The following is a 14,831-nucleotide window of genomic DNA, read 5'->3' as shown; positions in this document are numbered from 1 at the left end:
GTGAGCTCGAAGAGAATGGTCCCATGACATCCCCCTCGCTGGTGTGGTTCCGCGACGACCTTCGCCTCGCCGACAATCCGGCGTTGCGCGCCGCGATCGATCGAGGCGAACCGGTCATTGCGCTCTATGTGCTCGACGAGGAGTCGCCGGGCATCCGCCCCCTCGGCGGCGCAGCCCGCTGGTGGCTGCACCACTCGCTGGCATCGCTCGACGAGCGTCTCCGTGAGCGTGGCGGTGCGCTCGTGCTGCGTCGCGGCGCCGCAGAGCACGTCGTCCGCGAGGCGGTGGCGGACGCTGGCGCCGGCGCCGTGTTCTGGAACCGCCGGTACGGCGGTGCCGAGCGCAAGATCGACTCATCGCTGAAGTCGTCGCTCCGGGCCGATGGACTCGAGGTCGCGTCTTTCGCGGCATCCCTGCTGCATGAACCGTGGACCGTGACGACCGGCAGCGGCACCCACTATTCCGTCTTCACCCCGTTCTGGCGCGCGTGCCTCGCCCTTCCGGCGCCGCGCGCGCCGCTTCCGGAGCCACGGGATATCTCTGGAACGAAGAGTGCGCCGGCATCCGACTCGCTCGACGACTGGGGTCTGCTGCCGACACGCCCGGACTGGGCCGGTGGGCTGCGCGAGACCTGGGAGCCCGGCGAGCGTGCCGCCCGACGGCGCCTGCGCACCTTCCTCGACGAGGATCTCCCGCAGTATGACCGAGCCCGCGACGAGCCATCTGCCGGGGCCACGTCGTTGCTTTCCCCTCACCTCCGCTGGGGAGAGATCAGCCCCTTCACGGTCTGGCACGAGGCCGTCGGCATCGACGGGGCCGGCGGATTCCTCTCCGAGCTCGGGTGGCGGGAGTTCGCCTGGCACACGCTCTATCACTCCCCCGACCTCGCCACCCGGAACCTGCGTCGCGAGTTCGACTCCTTCCCGTGGCCACCCCTCGACCCGGCGCACCTGGAGGCCTGGCAGCACGGCGAGACGGGCGTGCCGCTGGTGGATGCCGGGATGCGAGAGCTCTGGCACACCGGCTACATGCACAACCGCGTCCGGATGGTCGTGGCCTCGTTCCTCGTGAAGAACCTGCTCATCGACTGGCGGCGCGGCGAGGAGTGGTTCTGGGACACGCTCGTCGACGCCGATGAGGCCAACAATCCTTTCAACTGGCAGTGGGTCGCGGGCTCCGGCGCCGACGCTGCGCCGTACTTCCGCGTGTTCAACCCCGAGCTGCAGGCGAAGAAGTTCGATCCGCAGGGGCTCTACATCTCGCAGTGGGCGTCCGAGGCGCCGACCGAGCCGATCGTCGACCTGGGTGAGACACGCAAGGCCGCGCTCGCCGCCTACGACGTGGTCAAGCGCGCTCCTCGAGCGCCCTCCTGACGCGCCAAGACAGCGAGGCCTGCGCCACACGGTACCAACGCCGATCGCTGTCGCTCAGCGACGTCCCCACCTCCCGATACGGTGAGAGCATGTCCCGTCAACGCCGCCCTCGCGACCATGAGACTGATCCGCTCCCCTTCGTCTGGCCGAAGAACACGCCACTCCCGGCACATGCGATCGTGACCTCGAAACAGCTCTCGCACGTGCCTCCCAGGGTCTATACGCATACCGACGACGACGCGTGCCCGAGGTGCGGGCAGCGGTGCGTGAACGTCCATACGCACGACTACCGCAAGGGCACCACGATCCGCTTCTCGCTCGCTGCCCTGTATGCGCTCGCGGGCGCAGCTCTCATCTTCCTCATCACCTGGATGGTCGAGGAACAAAATATGACCCTTTCGTCGTACCTCGCCGCCGCCTTCGGCGCCGCAGGCTGGACGACGACGATGTGCTCCGTCGCCTTCTCGGGCAGGAACACCACGAGGAGATTCTGGCCGCGGGGGAAGACGGAGTGGTCACGGACCGGCAGGGTGCTCGGCTGGACTCTGGTGCAGGTCGGACTCGCCATCGGTCCGTCGTACATCGCGCTGTGGTTGTTCCTCCGTCACGGCGCTGTCATCTGAGTCGCAGCCTGGGGACAGGTGCCCAAATTCGAGCGTACCGATCTGAATACGGCACCAGTGAGTTGAGGCATCGAAACCGCGGCACACTCTGCGACGGCAACATCGCCGAGAGTTCACCCGGGGCGGCAGCAGATTCGCCGAGCTGGTCACTCGTCGGTCGCACGCGAGGAGATGCTCCCCCGGGCACGAAAAAACCCCCGGAGAACCGGGGGTTTGTCTGTGCGCGATACTGGGATCGAACCAGTGACCTCTTCCGTGTCAGGGAAGCGCGCTACCGCTGCGCCAATCGCGCCCGTTGGGGCTATTCAGTTTTACCGTGAGGTGGCGACGGGATTCGAACCCGTGTAAACGGCTTTGCAGGCCGGTGCCTAGCCGCTCGGCCACGCCACCGTGTGGATTGACCCCACGTGCGAAGAGTCTTCCGAAGAAGACCCTCTGCACTCGAGCGGATGACGAGACTCGAACTCGCGACCCCAACCTTGGCAAGGTTGTGCGCTACCAACTGCGCTACATCCGCATTTCGTTCCCGGTTGTCCCGGGCACTCATGAAACATTAGCCGAAGATTCCCCCTCCGCCAAACCCGCAGCGAATCTCGCGCGTGTCTCACAGAGTGGTCCATACGGGCTCTGAGCGTCGGGTAGTATCGGTTGACGTACCCCACGGGTATGGGCGATTGGCGCAGTTGGTAGCGCGCTTCCTTCACACGGAAGAGGTCATCGGTTCGAGTCCGGTATCGCCCACCAGAGAAGCCCCGCACACCGCCCGGTGTGCGGGGCTTCCGACATTCACAGCCCGGCGTCCAGCATCCGCTCCCCTCCCCCCAGGCGGCCTCGCCGAAGGATCGCAGCGCGGATCAGTGCGTCGCCGCGAACTCGCTCCCGGATGCAGGCAGAACAGCCGCGCGGCGAGCCCGCACCAGCAAGAGGTACGACAGGCCGGCCAGCGCGGCCGAGACCGTCGTCACGATCCCGAGCGGCAGAATGCTCGACGCACCCGCGAGGCCGACGAACGGTGCCGCGATGCCGCCGAACCCGAATCGCGCCACGCCCAGGAGCGACGAGGCCGTCCCCGCCGACTGCGGATACTCGCTGAGCGCGATGGTGGTCGCGGGCGGCGAGGCGATGGCCACTCCACCGGCGAGCGTGAACAGGGCGACGAGCACGGGCCACAGTGGCAGCGGTGTCAGACCTGCCAGCAGCAGTCCGAGCGCGCCGGCCGACGTGACGACGACTCCGACCGCGAGAGTGCCCCTCACACTCCACCGTTCCGCCGCGCGACCGGCGAGGTACCCGCACACCATGAACCCGGCGGAGTTCGCTCCGAAGGCCGCGGCATACCCCTGCGGCGTGAGCCCGTAGACGTCCTGCAGCACGAAGGTCGCACCGGCGAGGTAGGCGAACAGTGCCGCATAGAGGAAGCCCTGATTCAGGACGGCTCCCAGGAAGACCCGGTCGCTCAGCAGAGCGCGGAAGTCGTTCAGAGTGTGGCGGAGGCCTCCCGTGCTGCGCTGCTCGACCGGCAGTGTCTCTCCGAAGAGGAGCACCGTCGCTGCCAGGATCGCGAGACCGGCGATGGCGAGGAAGACGAACAGGCCCCGCCAATCGGCGAACGCCATGAGGACGCCGCCGAGCAGTGGCCCGATGACCGCCGCCAGTCCCCCGACGACCGTGAGGCGGCCGTAGAAGCGGATCAGCTGACCGCCCGCGTACACATCCCGTCCTGCGGCATTGGCGATGACGATGCCGACCCCTCCCGCGAGCCCCTGGACCAGACGAGCGACGATCAGGACCTCGACCGTGGGGCTGACCGCACAGAGCAGGGATGTCACCGCGTACGCGACGATGCCGACCAGCAGGACGCGCCGCCGCCCGTGGCGGTCCGACAATGGTCCCGCCGTCAGCTGTCCGACCGCGAGTCCGATGAGGCACGCCGTGACCGTGAGCTGCGCGACGGAAGTCGCCGAGCCCAGGTCGCGAGTGAGCGCCGGAAGAGCGGGGAGATAGAGGTCCATCGAGATCGGACCGAACACGGTCAGGATCAGGAGCAGGGCAGGCAGGAGCCGTCGAGAGAGCGCGACAGGTGGTGTCATGGTCTCCAGCGTCCACCGGTCCCCCGAGGGGCGGGAGTCCCTGACGAAGGGTGTACCGACAGAGAATCCCTCATGGCGCCGAACCCTGCGCAGAATGAGGGAGCACCACCGAGACGAAAGGAGTGCCGATGGCATTGATCCTCGTGACCGGAGCGTCGACCGGACTGGGGCTCGCCACAGCCCAGGACCTCTCCGACCAGGGGCATGACGTCGTCGTGCATGCTCGCACTTCGAACCGCGTTCCGTCCGGAGACTGGCGGGGCGCCGTGGACGTAGACCTCTCCGACCTCGACGCCACGCGGGCTCTCGCCCTCGAGGTCGACGCCTTCGGGCACTTCGATGCCGTCGTGCACAACGCGGGCGCCCTGCATCCGCCGGATGCGGCACGAGTGAACACGATCGCCCCCTACGTGCTGACCATGCTCATGCGCCCTCCCCGCCGACTCGTCTACCTCAGCAGCTCGATGCACCGTGGCGGCACCACCGACATGCGCGGATTGACCGATGGCACGGCGTCTTACAGCGACAGCAAGCTGTGGGTCACCGCGTTCGCCCTCTCCCTGGCGGATCGATGGCCGGACACCGCCGTCCACGCCGTCGATCCGGGCTGGGTTCCGACCCGCATGGGTGGTCCGAGTGCTTCCGACGATCTCGAGCAGGGGCATCTCACGCAAGTCCGTCTCGCAACCCAGGATGCGGCCGGCCCGCGCACTGGCGGCTACTGGCATCACCTCGCGACTCAGCGTCCGGCACCAGCTGCCGCTGACCCGGCTTTCCAGGAAGCGCTGCTCGCGGCTCTCGCCGAGGTCACGCGTGTACCTGTACGGGAACATCCGTGACACCGAGAGGTGCCCTCTCAGGGCGTCCCTTCCCGCCCACATCAGATCTACGCTGACCTCATGGACAAATCGAGCAGAGGTCCGCGAATTCCTGATGACCCGGCGAGCCCGCGTCACCCCGGAGGCAGCCGGTCTCACCGCCGGAAGCAACCGACGTGTCGACGGATTGCGTCGCAGTGAGGTCGCGCTTCTCGCCGGAGTCTCCGTCGAGTACTACTCCAAGCTCGAACGCGGTGCCATCGCCGGCGCTTCCTCCTCGGTCCTGGAGGCGCTGTCGCGCGCGCTCCAGCTCAACGATGCCGAGCATGCGCACCTGCTGGATCTGGCTCGCGCCGCAGACGGCATCCCCTCGTCCGGACGCGCTCGACGCCGCACGGCGAAGGCGGGAGCTCCGCGACCCAGCCTGCAGTGGGCACTGGATTCCGTGACGGAGGCGGTGGCGTTCGTCCGCGACCAGCGGCAGAACCTCATCGCCACGAATGCGCTCGGCCGCGCTTTCTATTCACCGGTGATCGGCGACGGCGGGCGGATGCCCAACCTCGCCCGATTCCAGTTCCTCGATCCTGCGGCACGCGAGTTCTACCCGGATTGGGACCTCTTCGCCGAGATGTGTGTCGCCGTCATCCGTGCCGAGGCGGGCCGCGACCCGCACGACAAGGGCATCCAGGACCTCGTCGGCGAGCTCTCCACACGCAGTGAGGCATTCCGCACACTCTGGGCGGCACACAACGTGCGCACGCACGGTTCGGGCATCAAGCGCTTCACTCATCCGGTCGTCGGCGAGTTGACCCTCGTCTACGAAGAGCTCGCGCTTACGGCCGAACCGGGCCAGGTGATGCTGATCTACAGCGCTGAGCCCGGCTCACCCTCCGCCGAACGACTCCGACTCCTCGCTTCCTGGGGCGCGGACGTGACCGGGGCTACTCGAGCGGCACACGGATGACGCGGTCGTCGCCGCCGCCGGGATCGCCGCGACCGTCGGTGTTGTTCGTGAGCACCCACAGCGCACCGTCGGGGGCGACCACGACATCACGAAGCCGTCCGTAGGCCTCGGTGAAGTGCTCCGCGTACGACGAGACATCGTCCAGCGGCACCTCGCGCAGCCGTTCCCCCCGCAGGTTCGCGATGAACACCGCGCCTTCCGCGATCGCGATGCCGCTCGGACTGGCGGCATCCGGCGCCCACTGCTGCACCGGGTCGATGAACTCGTCGCGATCCGCGATGCCTTCGACGACGGGCCAGCCGTAGTTCCCGCCGGGTTCGATGACGTTCAGCTCATCCCAGGTGTCCTGTCCGAATTCGCTCGCGTACAGCGTGCCGCCCTCGTCCCAGGCCAGCCCCTGGGGGTTGCGGTGACCGAGGCTGTAGACGGGCGATCCCGCGATGGGGTTGTCCGCCGGGACCTTGCCGTCGGGGGCTATGCGGAGGATCTTGCCCGACAGTGACCCCGGATCCTGGGCACTCTCCCGGTCCCCCGCGTCACCCACCGTCACATACAGCGTGCCGTCGGGGCCGAACGCGATGCGACCGCCGTTGTGATTCGACGCAGCAGCCAGACCGTCGAGGATCGTCTCCGGCGCGCCGAGGCCGAGGGAGCCGGGCGACCCGGTGAGGGGGAAGCGCTGCACGCGGTTCTCATCCGCGCCGGTGGAGTATGCGTACAGATAACGCTCGTACACGGCGATTCCGAGCAAGCCGCCTTCGCCACCCGGTTCGACGCCATCGACCACCGCGACTTCGCGGACATCGCCGTCGTCCGACACCTCGACGATCCGGGCGCTGTCGCGCTCGCTGATCAGCGCCGCGCCCTCGTGGAAGGCGATCGACCAGGGTGCCGCCAGGTTCTCGATGATCGTGGTTTCCGTTCCGGCGGACACCGGTCCCGAGCCATCGGGAAGTCTCGAGGGCGACGGAGTGGACGCCGTCGGTGCACACGCCACAAGGGCGATCGATGCAGCCGACACGACGATCCATGCGATCGGACCGCGCCAGGACCTGCTCACCATCTCCGCTCCCCTCACCGCACCGGTCTTCACTGTCGCTGTCGGACGCGACGATCCGCTCCCCTCGAGACTAGGCGCGTGATCCGAGACGCAGAAGAGGCGCCTATCTGACAACTGTCAGATAGGCTGTTGCCATGGATGCGAGGTCGCGACGTTCTCGAGAAAGCCTCCGTGACGCGGTGCTCGACCTCGCCGGTCGGATGCCGATCAGCGAAGTCACCGTCTCCTCGATCTGCGCGGCGGCGGGTGTCACCCGAGACACCTTCTACCGGCACGCGGAGAATCCGGTGCAGCTCCTCGCCGACGCGCTTTCCGCCGAGATCGATGCCGCCATGGAGATCCTGCCGCAGACGGATGCCATCGGCGATGGCGAACGGGCTCTCCTGGAGCACATCCGACGACGGGCTTCGGTGTACCGCGGGGCGATGCAGCCCCTGCTGGCCGCCCCCGTCCGCAGCAACCTGGAGGCATCCATCCGTTCCGGCCTGCTGCTGTGGGCCGAGCTGCACTCGGAGATCGTTCCGCCCGTGTTCGCGGCGGACGCGTCCGCGATGCGGATCGCCGTGGCGTACGCCGCTGCGGGCACCGTGGGCGCGATCGAGGAGTGGCTGCGGAGCGACGACGACGACATCGACCGTGCCGTGAGGCTGATCCTCGCGGCGTCACCGGAGTGGTGGCTGCGATGACGGCCACCGGAGAAGGAGAGTAAACAATGAAGGCCGCACTGTTCCACGCCAAGGAAGATCTGCGCATCGAAGAGGTCCCCGAGCCCACCCCGGGACGAGGACAGGTCAAGCTGCGCAACGCGTATGCGGGGATCTGCGGATCCGATCTCCACGTCTACTACTCCCCCGAGGCCGCGGGGCTCGACCTCGACCACCCGCACCCCGTGACGGGCTCGACACTGCCCCAGATCCTCGGCCACGAGTTCTCCGGCACGGTCGTCGAGCTCGGCGAGGGCGTGACCGGCGTCGCGGTGGGCGACCGGGTGGCCGTCTGGCCCATCTACTACTGCGGCGAATGCCCCGCCTGCCGTCGCGGCATGTTCAACGCCTGCCAGAAGATCGGCTTCCACGGGCTCAGCTCCGACGGTGGCGGCATGGCGGAGTTCACGACCGTCGACGCGACAAAGCTGCACGTGCTGCCGGAGAACGTCGATCTGCGCATGGGCGCCCTCGTCGAGCCGATGTCGGTCGCGTGGCATGCGGTCTCCCGCAGTGGCGTCGAGTCGGGCGGTACCGCGCTCATCGCAGGCGCCGGACCGATCGGCATCGGCGTGTGGTTCGCCCTGCGGGCCCGCGGCGTCGAGCGTGTGCTCGTCTCGGAGCCCAGTGCGGAGCGTCGCGCGATCATCGCAGCCCTCGGCGCCACCGTGGTCGACCCGGTGAATGAGGATCTCGCCGCCGCCGTCGCCTCCTTGACGGACGGCGAAGGCGTCGACGTCGCCTTCGATGCGGCGGGAGTGGGCGCAGCCATCAGTTCGTCGCTGGCCAGCCTGGTCCCGGGCGGCCGCGTCGTGGTGGTCGCCATCCACGAGCGCACGATGGACTTCCTCCCCACGCAGCTGGTGATGGCCGAGACCGAGATCGCCGGCGCGCTCGCGTATCTTCCCGAGGACTTCGACGCCGTGATCGAGGCCATGTCCCGTGGGGTCTACGACACGACCGGCTGGGTGCAGGAGACCCCGCTCGAGAACGTCGTCGACGCGATCCACGCGCTGCGCGGCGGTGCCGGGGCGAAGATCCTCGTGCACGCCGGCTGAGGCCGGTCCGGGTGTCGGAGGGCGCGCGTAGTCTGCTTCGGTGCCGACGAAACGCGCCCTCCCGAGCCCCTGTGCGCTCTGCGGCAGCATGCAGGGAGTAAGGATCGAGGGTGCCTGGTGCTGCGCCGATTGCGGGTGGCGCTACGGCGATGCCCCCGACCCCGACCTCCCTCTCCCCCGCGTCGATGTCGTCTACTACATCCGGTACGACGACCGGGTGAAGATCGGCACCAGCAGGCGTCCCCGACAGCGCCTCGCGAGCATCCGACACCAGGAGCTGCTCGCGTTCGAACGCGGCGACCGATCCGTCGAGCAGCAGCGCCACCGGGAGTTCGCGCAAATACGCGAGGGCGGTGAGTGGTTCACCCTCACCCCTGATCTGCGGGCGCACGTGGCGGCACTCCGCCTTGAGGGCGACCCCTGGCTCCTGTACGCGCGCTGGCTCAGCCGTGCACTGCAGGGCGCCGACGAACTCCCCTAGACACGCAGGACGATGCCGGGCGGCTGCTTCGAGAAGTCCAGTCGCCCGGCATCGCGTCGGGAGCGGCTCAGGCGGTGGCGACGCGTCCTCGCGTGGTCGCCGGCTGCGGCTGCGAGAAGATCACGACGACGATCACTGCGGCACCCACGACGACGTGCGGGAGCCAGACGTTGAGGGCCTCACCCGCGAAGCCGAAGATCCACGGCGACAGCGCGAGGAACAGGCTCGCGACGATGTCGAACACGAGGTGGACCGGCATCGGAATGAAACCGAAGGGACCCCATTCATACTTCGTGAACAGGCTGTACACGATCAGCCCGACGCCGAGGACGATCGGAATGATGACCGCGGCTCCGCCCACGCTCGCGAAACCGAACAGCCAGGGCGCGGCGATCAATGCGATGCCGACGATGTAGTCGAGGGCTCCGTGGACCTTGGTGGGGATGAAACGCATGATTCCTCCTTGTATGTCGCCGCTGGATGCGACTCACCACTGGTTCGGCACCCGCGCCGGATCGGATTGGCCTGCCCCAGGCCGTCGGTGACGGATTGTGACGGCGCCGAGATATCGGCCATCGCGGGAATCGATAGATTCAGGAGCATGTGCTTCCCGTGCACATCACCCGACCTCCTGGAGCAAGATCATGACTTCTCGTCGCCGCGCCCTCGCGGGCAGCGCTCTCGTCCTCGCCAGCGCACTCCTGGTGACCGCCTGCAGCTCGTCCGGATCGGGTGAAGCGACCGAGACTGCCGCCGACGCCCCCAAGATCACGTTCCTCTACTCGCCGTACGCGGATTACGCGCCCTTCTTCCTCGCAGAGGAGAACGGGTACTTCGAAGACGCCGGTCTCGACGTCGAGCTGGTCGCGAAGGGCGGCAGCTCGGGTGAGACGTACCAGCAGGTCAGCACCGGCAACATCACCGCCGGCGGCGCGACCTGGGGTGCCGGTCTGTTCAACGCCACCAAGGCCGGTGCGTCGCTGTCGGTGATCGCCAGCGTGTCCCGCATCCCCGAGTCCGGCGCGAACCCGTCGCCGCTGATCGCTTCCGACGCCTCGGATGTGCAAGACGCCGCCGACCTGAAGGGCAAGAAGATCGGAATCCCCGGCGACGGCGGATTCGGCATCTACTCCGTCGCGCTCGCACTCGAGTCCGCCGGCCTGAGCGTCGACGACGTGGAGCTCGTGAACCTGAGCCCCGGCGACATCCCCGCCGCCCTCGCGAACGGTTCGGTGGATGCGAGCTGGTCGATCGAGCCGATCTCGTCCGCCGTCATCGCGCAGGGCATCGCGCACGAGCTGCTGCCCATCGACTACCAGGCCGGCGTCGAGCTCGGCGCCATGGTCTTCAACACCGAGTACGTCGAGAAGCACCCCGCTGCGGTCACCGCGTTCACCGCCGCCTACCTCAAGGCGGTCAACGAGCTCGAGGACGGCGGCTGGGACGACCCCGCCACGCAGGAGATCATCGCCGAGTACACCGATCTGCCGGTCGAGACGCTGACCTCCATCGCGCTCACCACGCAGGACCCGAGCGGCGCCATCGACTGGGAGGACGTCGCCCGGCAGGAGCAGTTCTTCCGGGACCGCGATGCGCTCGAGTTCGACGGCGACTCCGGCATCGAGGACATCTACCGCGCAGACATCCTGAAGGACGCGATCGCCCTGCAGGAGAGCGGCGACCTCGCCTCCTCGAAGAAATGAGCGGCCTCCGCGTCCAGGGGCTCTGGAAGGCCTACGCGAACGCCGACCGCAAGGACGAGCTTCTCGTCGCCCTCCAGGACATCGACCTGGAGATCGCCGACAACGAGTTCGTCTGTGTGCTGGGCCCGTCCGGTTGCGGGAAGAGCACTCTGCTCCGGCTTGCGGCGGGTCTCGAGAAGCCGAGTCTCGGCACGATCGAGACCTCGAGCCGTCCGTCGGTGGTGTTCCAGGAGCACGGCGTGTTCCCCTGGCTGACCGTCGCGCAGAACATCGGGTACCCGCTCAAACTGCGCGGTCTCTCTCGCGTGCAGCGCACCGAGCGGGTCGATCAGCTGCTCGACCTCGTCGGGCTCTCCGAGTTCGGCGGGTTCTACCCGGCCCAGATCTCCGGTGGGATGCGCCAGCGCACCTCGGTGGCCCGCGCGCTCGCTGATGACGGCGACCTGCTGCTCATGGACGAGCCCTTCGGAGCACTCGACGAGCAGACCAGGGTGACGCTGCAGCAGGAGCTGCTGCAGATCTGGGAGCGCACGTCGAAGTCCGTGATGTTCATCACCCACAGCGTCGACGAGGCGCTGATGCTCGCCGACCGCGTCGTCGTGATGTCTCATCGCCCCGGACGCATCATCGACGACATCGAGGTGCCGTTCGGTCGGCCGCGTGACATCGCCGGTCTTCGCCGCGACCCTCGCTACGGCGAGATCACGGCGCGGCTGTGGTCACTGTTGGAGAACTCGACGGAACAGGAGCTGGCGTCATGACGACGATCGCCGACCCGAAGATCGAGGCGCAGCTGAAGGAGGCGGTGCAGGCCGAGCGCGGATCCGTGTGGGTGCGCAGGCTCGGCCCGTACACACCGCTGCTGATCCTCCTCGTCTGGGAGATCGCGAGCCGCACCGGGCTCCTCGATTCGCGCTTCTTCCCCGCGCCGACCTCCATCATCGAGACGTTCTTCGAGCTGCTGGCCTCGGGAGTCCTGCTGGAGAACATCGGGATCACGCTGTCGCGCATCGCCGTGGGCTTCGTACTGGGCGCGGTGCCCGGCATCATCCTCGGCATCCTGCTGGGTTCGGTGCGCACGCTGCGATTGCTCCTCGATCCGATCTTCTCGGCTCTGCTGCCGGTACCGAAGGTCGCGATCTTCCCGTTGCTGCTGCTGATCTTCGGCCTCGGCGAGACGAGCAAGTACGTGATCGTCGCGATCGGTGTGTTCTTCTATCTGCTCTTCAACACGCTGGGTGGTGTGATGCAGACGCCGCCGCTGCTGAACGATGTCGCCAACGCCAACGGCGCGACGCGGCTGCAGCGGTGGATGACCGTCTCGTTCCCCTATGCGCTGCCGTCGATCTTCACCGGCATCAAACTCGCCACGGGCGGAGCTTTCGTGATCATCGCGGCCTCGGAGTTCGTCGGTGCGAACAGCGGGCTGGGCTACATGATCTGGAGTTCGTGGGGGACGTTCGCCGTGTCGAAGATGTACGTCGGCATCGTCACGATCTCCGTGCTCGGCTACGGCGCGACCGCGCTCTGGGCTCTGCTCGAGCGGCGCGTCGTGCCGTGGGTCAAGTACTGAACGGCGGGACGTACACGATGGACCTCGATGCTCACGAGATGCTCTCCGATCTGCGCGCCGTGCTCCGGGCGGCGGCGCCGCACAGCGATCCGGCCGATGTGGAGCTGGCCGCATTCTGGCTGGTTCAGGCTGAGCTGCTCGGCCTTCCCGAGTTCGGCATCCGGATGCTGGCGCGCGACCTCGAGCGGCTCGAAGGGCTCGAATCGGCGTCGGCGCCCGTCACGCCCTCGGGCGCCGATGACGCGCCGATCGGGTCCGTCGACGCGACCGGAGTGCCCGGAGTGGTCGCACTCGCCTCGGCCGTGCGGCGCGCCGCACGGAACGTCGAGGCGCACGGGCTCGCCATCGTCGGCATCCGCGGTGCCGGCGCACTCGGCATCCTCGGACTCGCGGCCCGCGCGCTCGCCGCGCGCGGCGCTGTCGCCCTGCTCGCCGCGCAGTCACCGGCGACCGTCGCACCGTGGGGTGGACAAGCCGCCGCAATCGGCACGAATCCACTCGCCGTCGGAGTTCCCCGTGCCGATGCTCCCCCGCTCGTGGTCGACTACGCCACGTCGACGCTCACGCTCGCCGCGGTCCGCGAGGCTCGCGGCGCCGGCGTGTCCCTCCCGGAGAGCAGTGCGGTCGACGCGGCCGGTGAGCCCACCACGGATCCCGCCGCCGCCGCCGCTCTCCTCCCCGCGGGCCTCGTCGGGTCGCTCACCGGACTCGTGGTCGAGCTCCTGGCCGGTGTCGCCGTCGGCGGGCGGGTCACCGACCCCGCTGCCCCGTCCAGCAGAGGCGCGGTCCTCATCGCGTTCGACCCCGCTCGTGCGGGAGGCGCCGACATCGCGCAGGCCACGGCCGCACTGGATCGCGAGTGGCGCGGCGCCGGCGGCCACCTCCCCGCGCGCTTCGATGTGCTCGCGAGCAACCCGGCAGACCTTCCAGACGCTATCCGCGTCTCCGAAGAGACAGCATCCTGGTTGCGCGCACGCACGACGGAAGCACCCGGCACATGAGCGCCCTTGCATCCTTGACGCTCAGCGTGATTCCGCAGATCGGTCCCCTGACGGAACGTCGAGAGATCCGCATCAGCGGCGCAGTGCCGGGATCTCTGGTCACCGTGCGCGCGGTCACGGCGCGCGACGGTGGCGATTGGGCGGCCCAGGCGACATTCCTCGCCGACGATGACGGGGAGATCGACCTCGGGACGCAGGCCCCGGTGTCCGGCGACTACCGCGTGGCGGACTCGATGGGCCTGTTCTGGTCGCAGCGCCGCGAGGAGGGCACGACGGGATCCGCTGAGCCCATTGACGTCGCGCGTCCCCTGTCGACCGTCCTCACCGCCTGGGCCGAACCGGGGACCGGATACCTCGATCAACCCGGCGACGGTGCCGGCGCCGCAGAGATCGCCATCGAGGTGACCCAGCAGCTCAGCGGTGACGGCGTCGAGAGAACCGAGGTCCGCTCGGGCGGGCTCGTCGGCACGCTGTTCCGCCCGCCGCACGACGGTCCTCTTGCCACCGTGATCGTGCTCAACGGTTCCGGCGGGGGCATCAACGAGGCTCGCGCCGCGCAGTATGCTTCCCGCGGCATACAGGCGCTCGCGCTCGGATACTTCCGGGCACCCGGTCTGCCCGACCACATCTCCCGCACACCGCTGGAGTACTTCGAGCACGCCCTCCGGTACGTCGTCTCCGAGCTCTCACCGCTCGGCGGGCGCCCGATCGTGAGCGGTCAGTCCCGCGGTGGCGAACTGTCCCTGCTGCTGGCCGCGACCTATCCCGACCTCGTCCTCGGGGTCGCCGCCTTCGTCCCCGCGGCGTTCGCCTTCGGAGCGCAGGGCGCCGCCGACCCCGCCGAAGGATGGAACGGCCCGACCTGGACGCGCGACGACGAACCGCTCGAGCATCTGTGGCACGACAACACCGGCGTGACCTGGCAGCCCTGGAACGACGAGCCCGCACCGACACGCCACCGCGACGTGTATATCGATGGCCTCCACGATCGCGACCTCGCCCGTGCGTCACGCATCCCGATCGAACGGTTTGCCGGCCCCGTCGCATGCATCTCCGGGCTCGACGATCGCGCGTGGCCGTCCAGCATGGCATCGCGCATCGTGCTCGACACGCTGGCGAGACACGGGCATGCCGCGGAGCGCCTGCACCTCGACTACGAGGAGGCCGGGCACGGCATTGCGCTCCCCCACCTCCCCAGCACCGACATCGAACGCCTGCACCCGGTCTCCGGTGTGCGCTATTCGAACGGCGGCACGCCACGCGGCATCGCCATCGCCGGCGCCGACTCGTTCGAACAGGTCTGCGCGTTCATCCACCGCACGGCGGAACGCGCGGCGTCGTCCGCCGACAACGCACCCCACTCCCACGAAGAAGGACGGTAGT

At 68.4% G+C, this 14,831-nt stretch carries 15 protein-coding genes and 4 tRNA genes; 13 read left to right on the top strand and 6 right to left on the bottom strand.

Annotation, left to right across the window (positions count from 1 at the left end; all coding sequences use genetic code 11):
• Nucleotides 1-23: 23 nt before the first annotated feature.
• A complete protein-coding gene (locus J7E45_RS00290; protein WP_215066358.1) occupies nucleotides 24-1,373 on the top strand; it encodes a deoxyribodipyrimidine photo-lyase in 1,350 nt (449 codons plus the stop codon).
• Nucleotides 1,374-1,639: 266 nt separating this feature from the next.
• Nucleotides 1,640-1,996, top strand: a complete 357-nt coding sequence (locus tag J7E45_RS00285) for a hypothetical protein (protein WP_215066356.1) — start codon at nucleotides 1,640-1,642, stop codon at nucleotides 1,994-1,996.
• A 220-nt stretch (nucleotides 1,997-2,216) separates the two neighbouring features.
• Here the strand turns inward: J7E45_RS00285 and J7E45_RS00280 are convergent.
• From J7E45_RS00280 to J7E45_RS00270, 3 genes are all read right to left on the bottom strand, one after another.
• A tRNA-Val gene (locus J7E45_RS00280) sits at nucleotides 2,217-2,288 on the bottom strand.
• 27 nt (nucleotides 2,289-2,315) lie between these two features.
• Nucleotides 2,316-2,386 (bottom strand) — tRNA-Cys (locus J7E45_RS00275).
• A gap of 54 nt (nucleotides 2,387-2,440) precedes the next feature.
• Nucleotides 2,441-2,513 (bottom strand) — tRNA-Gly (locus J7E45_RS00270).
• 151 nt (nucleotides 2,514-2,664) lie between these two features.
• Between J7E45_RS00270 and J7E45_RS00265 the strand changes: the two genes are divergently transcribed.
• Nucleotides 2,665-2,740 (top strand) — tRNA-Val (locus J7E45_RS00265).
• A 110-nt stretch (nucleotides 2,741-2,850) separates the two neighbouring features.
• Here J7E45_RS00265 and J7E45_RS00260 read toward each other — a convergent pair.
• Nucleotides 2,851-4,086 (bottom strand): multidrug effflux MFS transporter, encoded by a 1,236-nt coding sequence (locus J7E45_RS00260; RefSeq protein ID WP_215066354.1) that lies wholly within the window; start codon nucleotides 4,084-4,086, stop codon nucleotides 2,851-2,853.
• A 128-nt stretch (nucleotides 4,087-4,214) separates the two neighbouring features.
• On the opposite strand from J7E45_RS00260, the gene J7E45_RS00255 reads away from it, so the two are divergent.
• Together J7E45_RS00255 and J7E45_RS00250 are read left to right on the top strand one after the other, a co-directional pair.
• Nucleotides 4,215-4,925 (top strand): SDR family NAD(P)-dependent oxidoreductase, encoded by a 711-nt coding sequence (locus J7E45_RS00255; RefSeq protein WP_215066352.1) that lies wholly within the window; start codon nucleotides 4,215-4,217, stop codon nucleotides 4,923-4,925.
• A gap of 94 nt (nucleotides 4,926-5,019) precedes the next feature.
• Complete coding sequence (locus J7E45_RS00250) at nucleotides 5,020-5,868, top strand: helix-turn-helix transcriptional regulator (RefSeq protein ID WP_215066350.1); 849 nt, start codon at nucleotides 5,020-5,022, stop codon at nucleotides 5,866-5,868.
• Here J7E45_RS00250 and J7E45_RS00245 read toward each other — a convergent pair.
• Nucleotides 5,846-6,802: a PQQ-dependent sugar dehydrogenase gene (locus tag J7E45_RS00245; protein WP_308162004.1), complete on the bottom strand. Its 957-nt coding sequence runs from the start codon at nucleotides 6,800-6,802 to the stop codon at nucleotides 5,846-5,848. The genes J7E45_RS00250 and J7E45_RS00245 overlap by 23 nt on opposite strands.
• Before the next feature lie 260 nt (nucleotides 6,803-7,062).
• Between J7E45_RS00245 and J7E45_RS00240 the strand changes: the two genes are divergently transcribed.
• From J7E45_RS00240 to J7E45_RS00230, 3 genes are read left to right on the top strand one after another with little or no spacing between them, the layout of a single operon-like run.
• Nucleotides 7,063-7,614, top strand: a complete 552-nt coding sequence (locus J7E45_RS00240) for a TetR/AcrR family transcriptional regulator (RefSeq protein WP_140403376.1) — start codon at nucleotides 7,063-7,065, stop codon at nucleotides 7,612-7,614.
• Between the two features lie 26 nt (nucleotides 7,615-7,640).
• Nucleotides 7,641-8,690, top strand: coding sequence for a 2,3-butanediol dehydrogenase (locus tag J7E45_RS00235; protein WP_091036592.1), 1,050 nt, complete (start codon nucleotides 7,641-7,643; stop codon nucleotides 8,688-8,690).
• 40 nt (nucleotides 8,691-8,730) lie between these two features.
• Complete coding sequence (locus J7E45_RS00230) at nucleotides 8,731-9,171, top strand: GIY-YIG nuclease family protein (RefSeq protein ID WP_308162003.1); 441 nt, start codon at nucleotides 8,731-8,733, stop codon at nucleotides 9,169-9,171.
• A 67-nt stretch (nucleotides 9,172-9,238) separates the two neighbouring features.
• Here J7E45_RS00230 and J7E45_RS00225 read toward each other — a convergent pair whose 3' ends face one another.
• A complete protein-coding gene (locus J7E45_RS00225; RefSeq protein ID WP_215066347.1) occupies nucleotides 9,239-9,625 on the bottom strand; it encodes an SPW repeat protein in 387 nt (128 codons plus the stop codon).
• 190 nt (nucleotides 9,626-9,815) lie between these two features.
• Between J7E45_RS00225 and J7E45_RS00220 the strand changes: the two genes are divergently transcribed.
• The 5 genes from J7E45_RS00220 to J7E45_RS00200 are packed head-to-tail and all read left to right on the top strand — an operon-like array spanning nucleotide 9,816 to nucleotide 14,830.
• Complete coding sequence (locus J7E45_RS00220) at nucleotides 9,816-10,874, top strand: ABC transporter substrate-binding protein (RefSeq protein ID WP_091036600.1); 1,059 nt, start codon at nucleotides 9,816-9,818, stop codon at nucleotides 10,872-10,874.
• Complete coding sequence (locus tag J7E45_RS00215; protein WP_091036603.1) at nucleotides 10,871-11,635, top strand: ABC transporter ATP-binding protein; 765 nt, start codon at nucleotides 10,871-10,873, stop codon at nucleotides 11,633-11,635. Before J7E45_RS00220 ends, J7E45_RS00215 begins: the two co-directional genes overlap by 4 nt.
• Nucleotides 11,632-12,447, top strand: coding sequence for an ABC transporter permease (locus J7E45_RS00210; protein ID WP_215066344.1), 816 nt, complete (start codon nucleotides 11,632-11,634; stop codon nucleotides 12,445-12,447). The genes J7E45_RS00215 and J7E45_RS00210 overlap by 4 nt, the downstream gene beginning before the upstream one ends.
• A complete protein-coding gene (locus tag J7E45_RS00205; RefSeq protein ID WP_215066342.1) occupies nucleotides 12,432-13,448 on the top strand; it encodes an Ldh family oxidoreductase in 1,017 nt (338 codons plus the stop codon). The genes J7E45_RS00210 and J7E45_RS00205 overlap by 16 nt, the downstream gene beginning before the upstream one ends.
• A complete protein-coding gene (locus J7E45_RS00200; RefSeq protein ID WP_215066340.1) occupies nucleotides 13,445-14,830 on the top strand; it encodes an acyl-CoA thioesterase/bile acid-CoA:amino acid N-acyltransferase family protein in 1,386 nt (461 codons plus the stop codon). The genes J7E45_RS00205 and J7E45_RS00200 overlap by 4 nt, the downstream gene beginning before the upstream one ends.
• Nucleotide 14,831 lies beyond the last annotated feature (1 nt).

Origin of the sequence: Microbacterium sp. ISL-59 (assembly GCF_018613945.1) — a bacterium.
Lineage (GTDB): Bacteria > Actinomycetota > Actinomycetes > Actinomycetales > Microbacteriaceae > Microbacterium > Microbacterium oxydans_B.
This window is presented reverse-complemented; position numbering and strand designations above follow the sequence as displayed.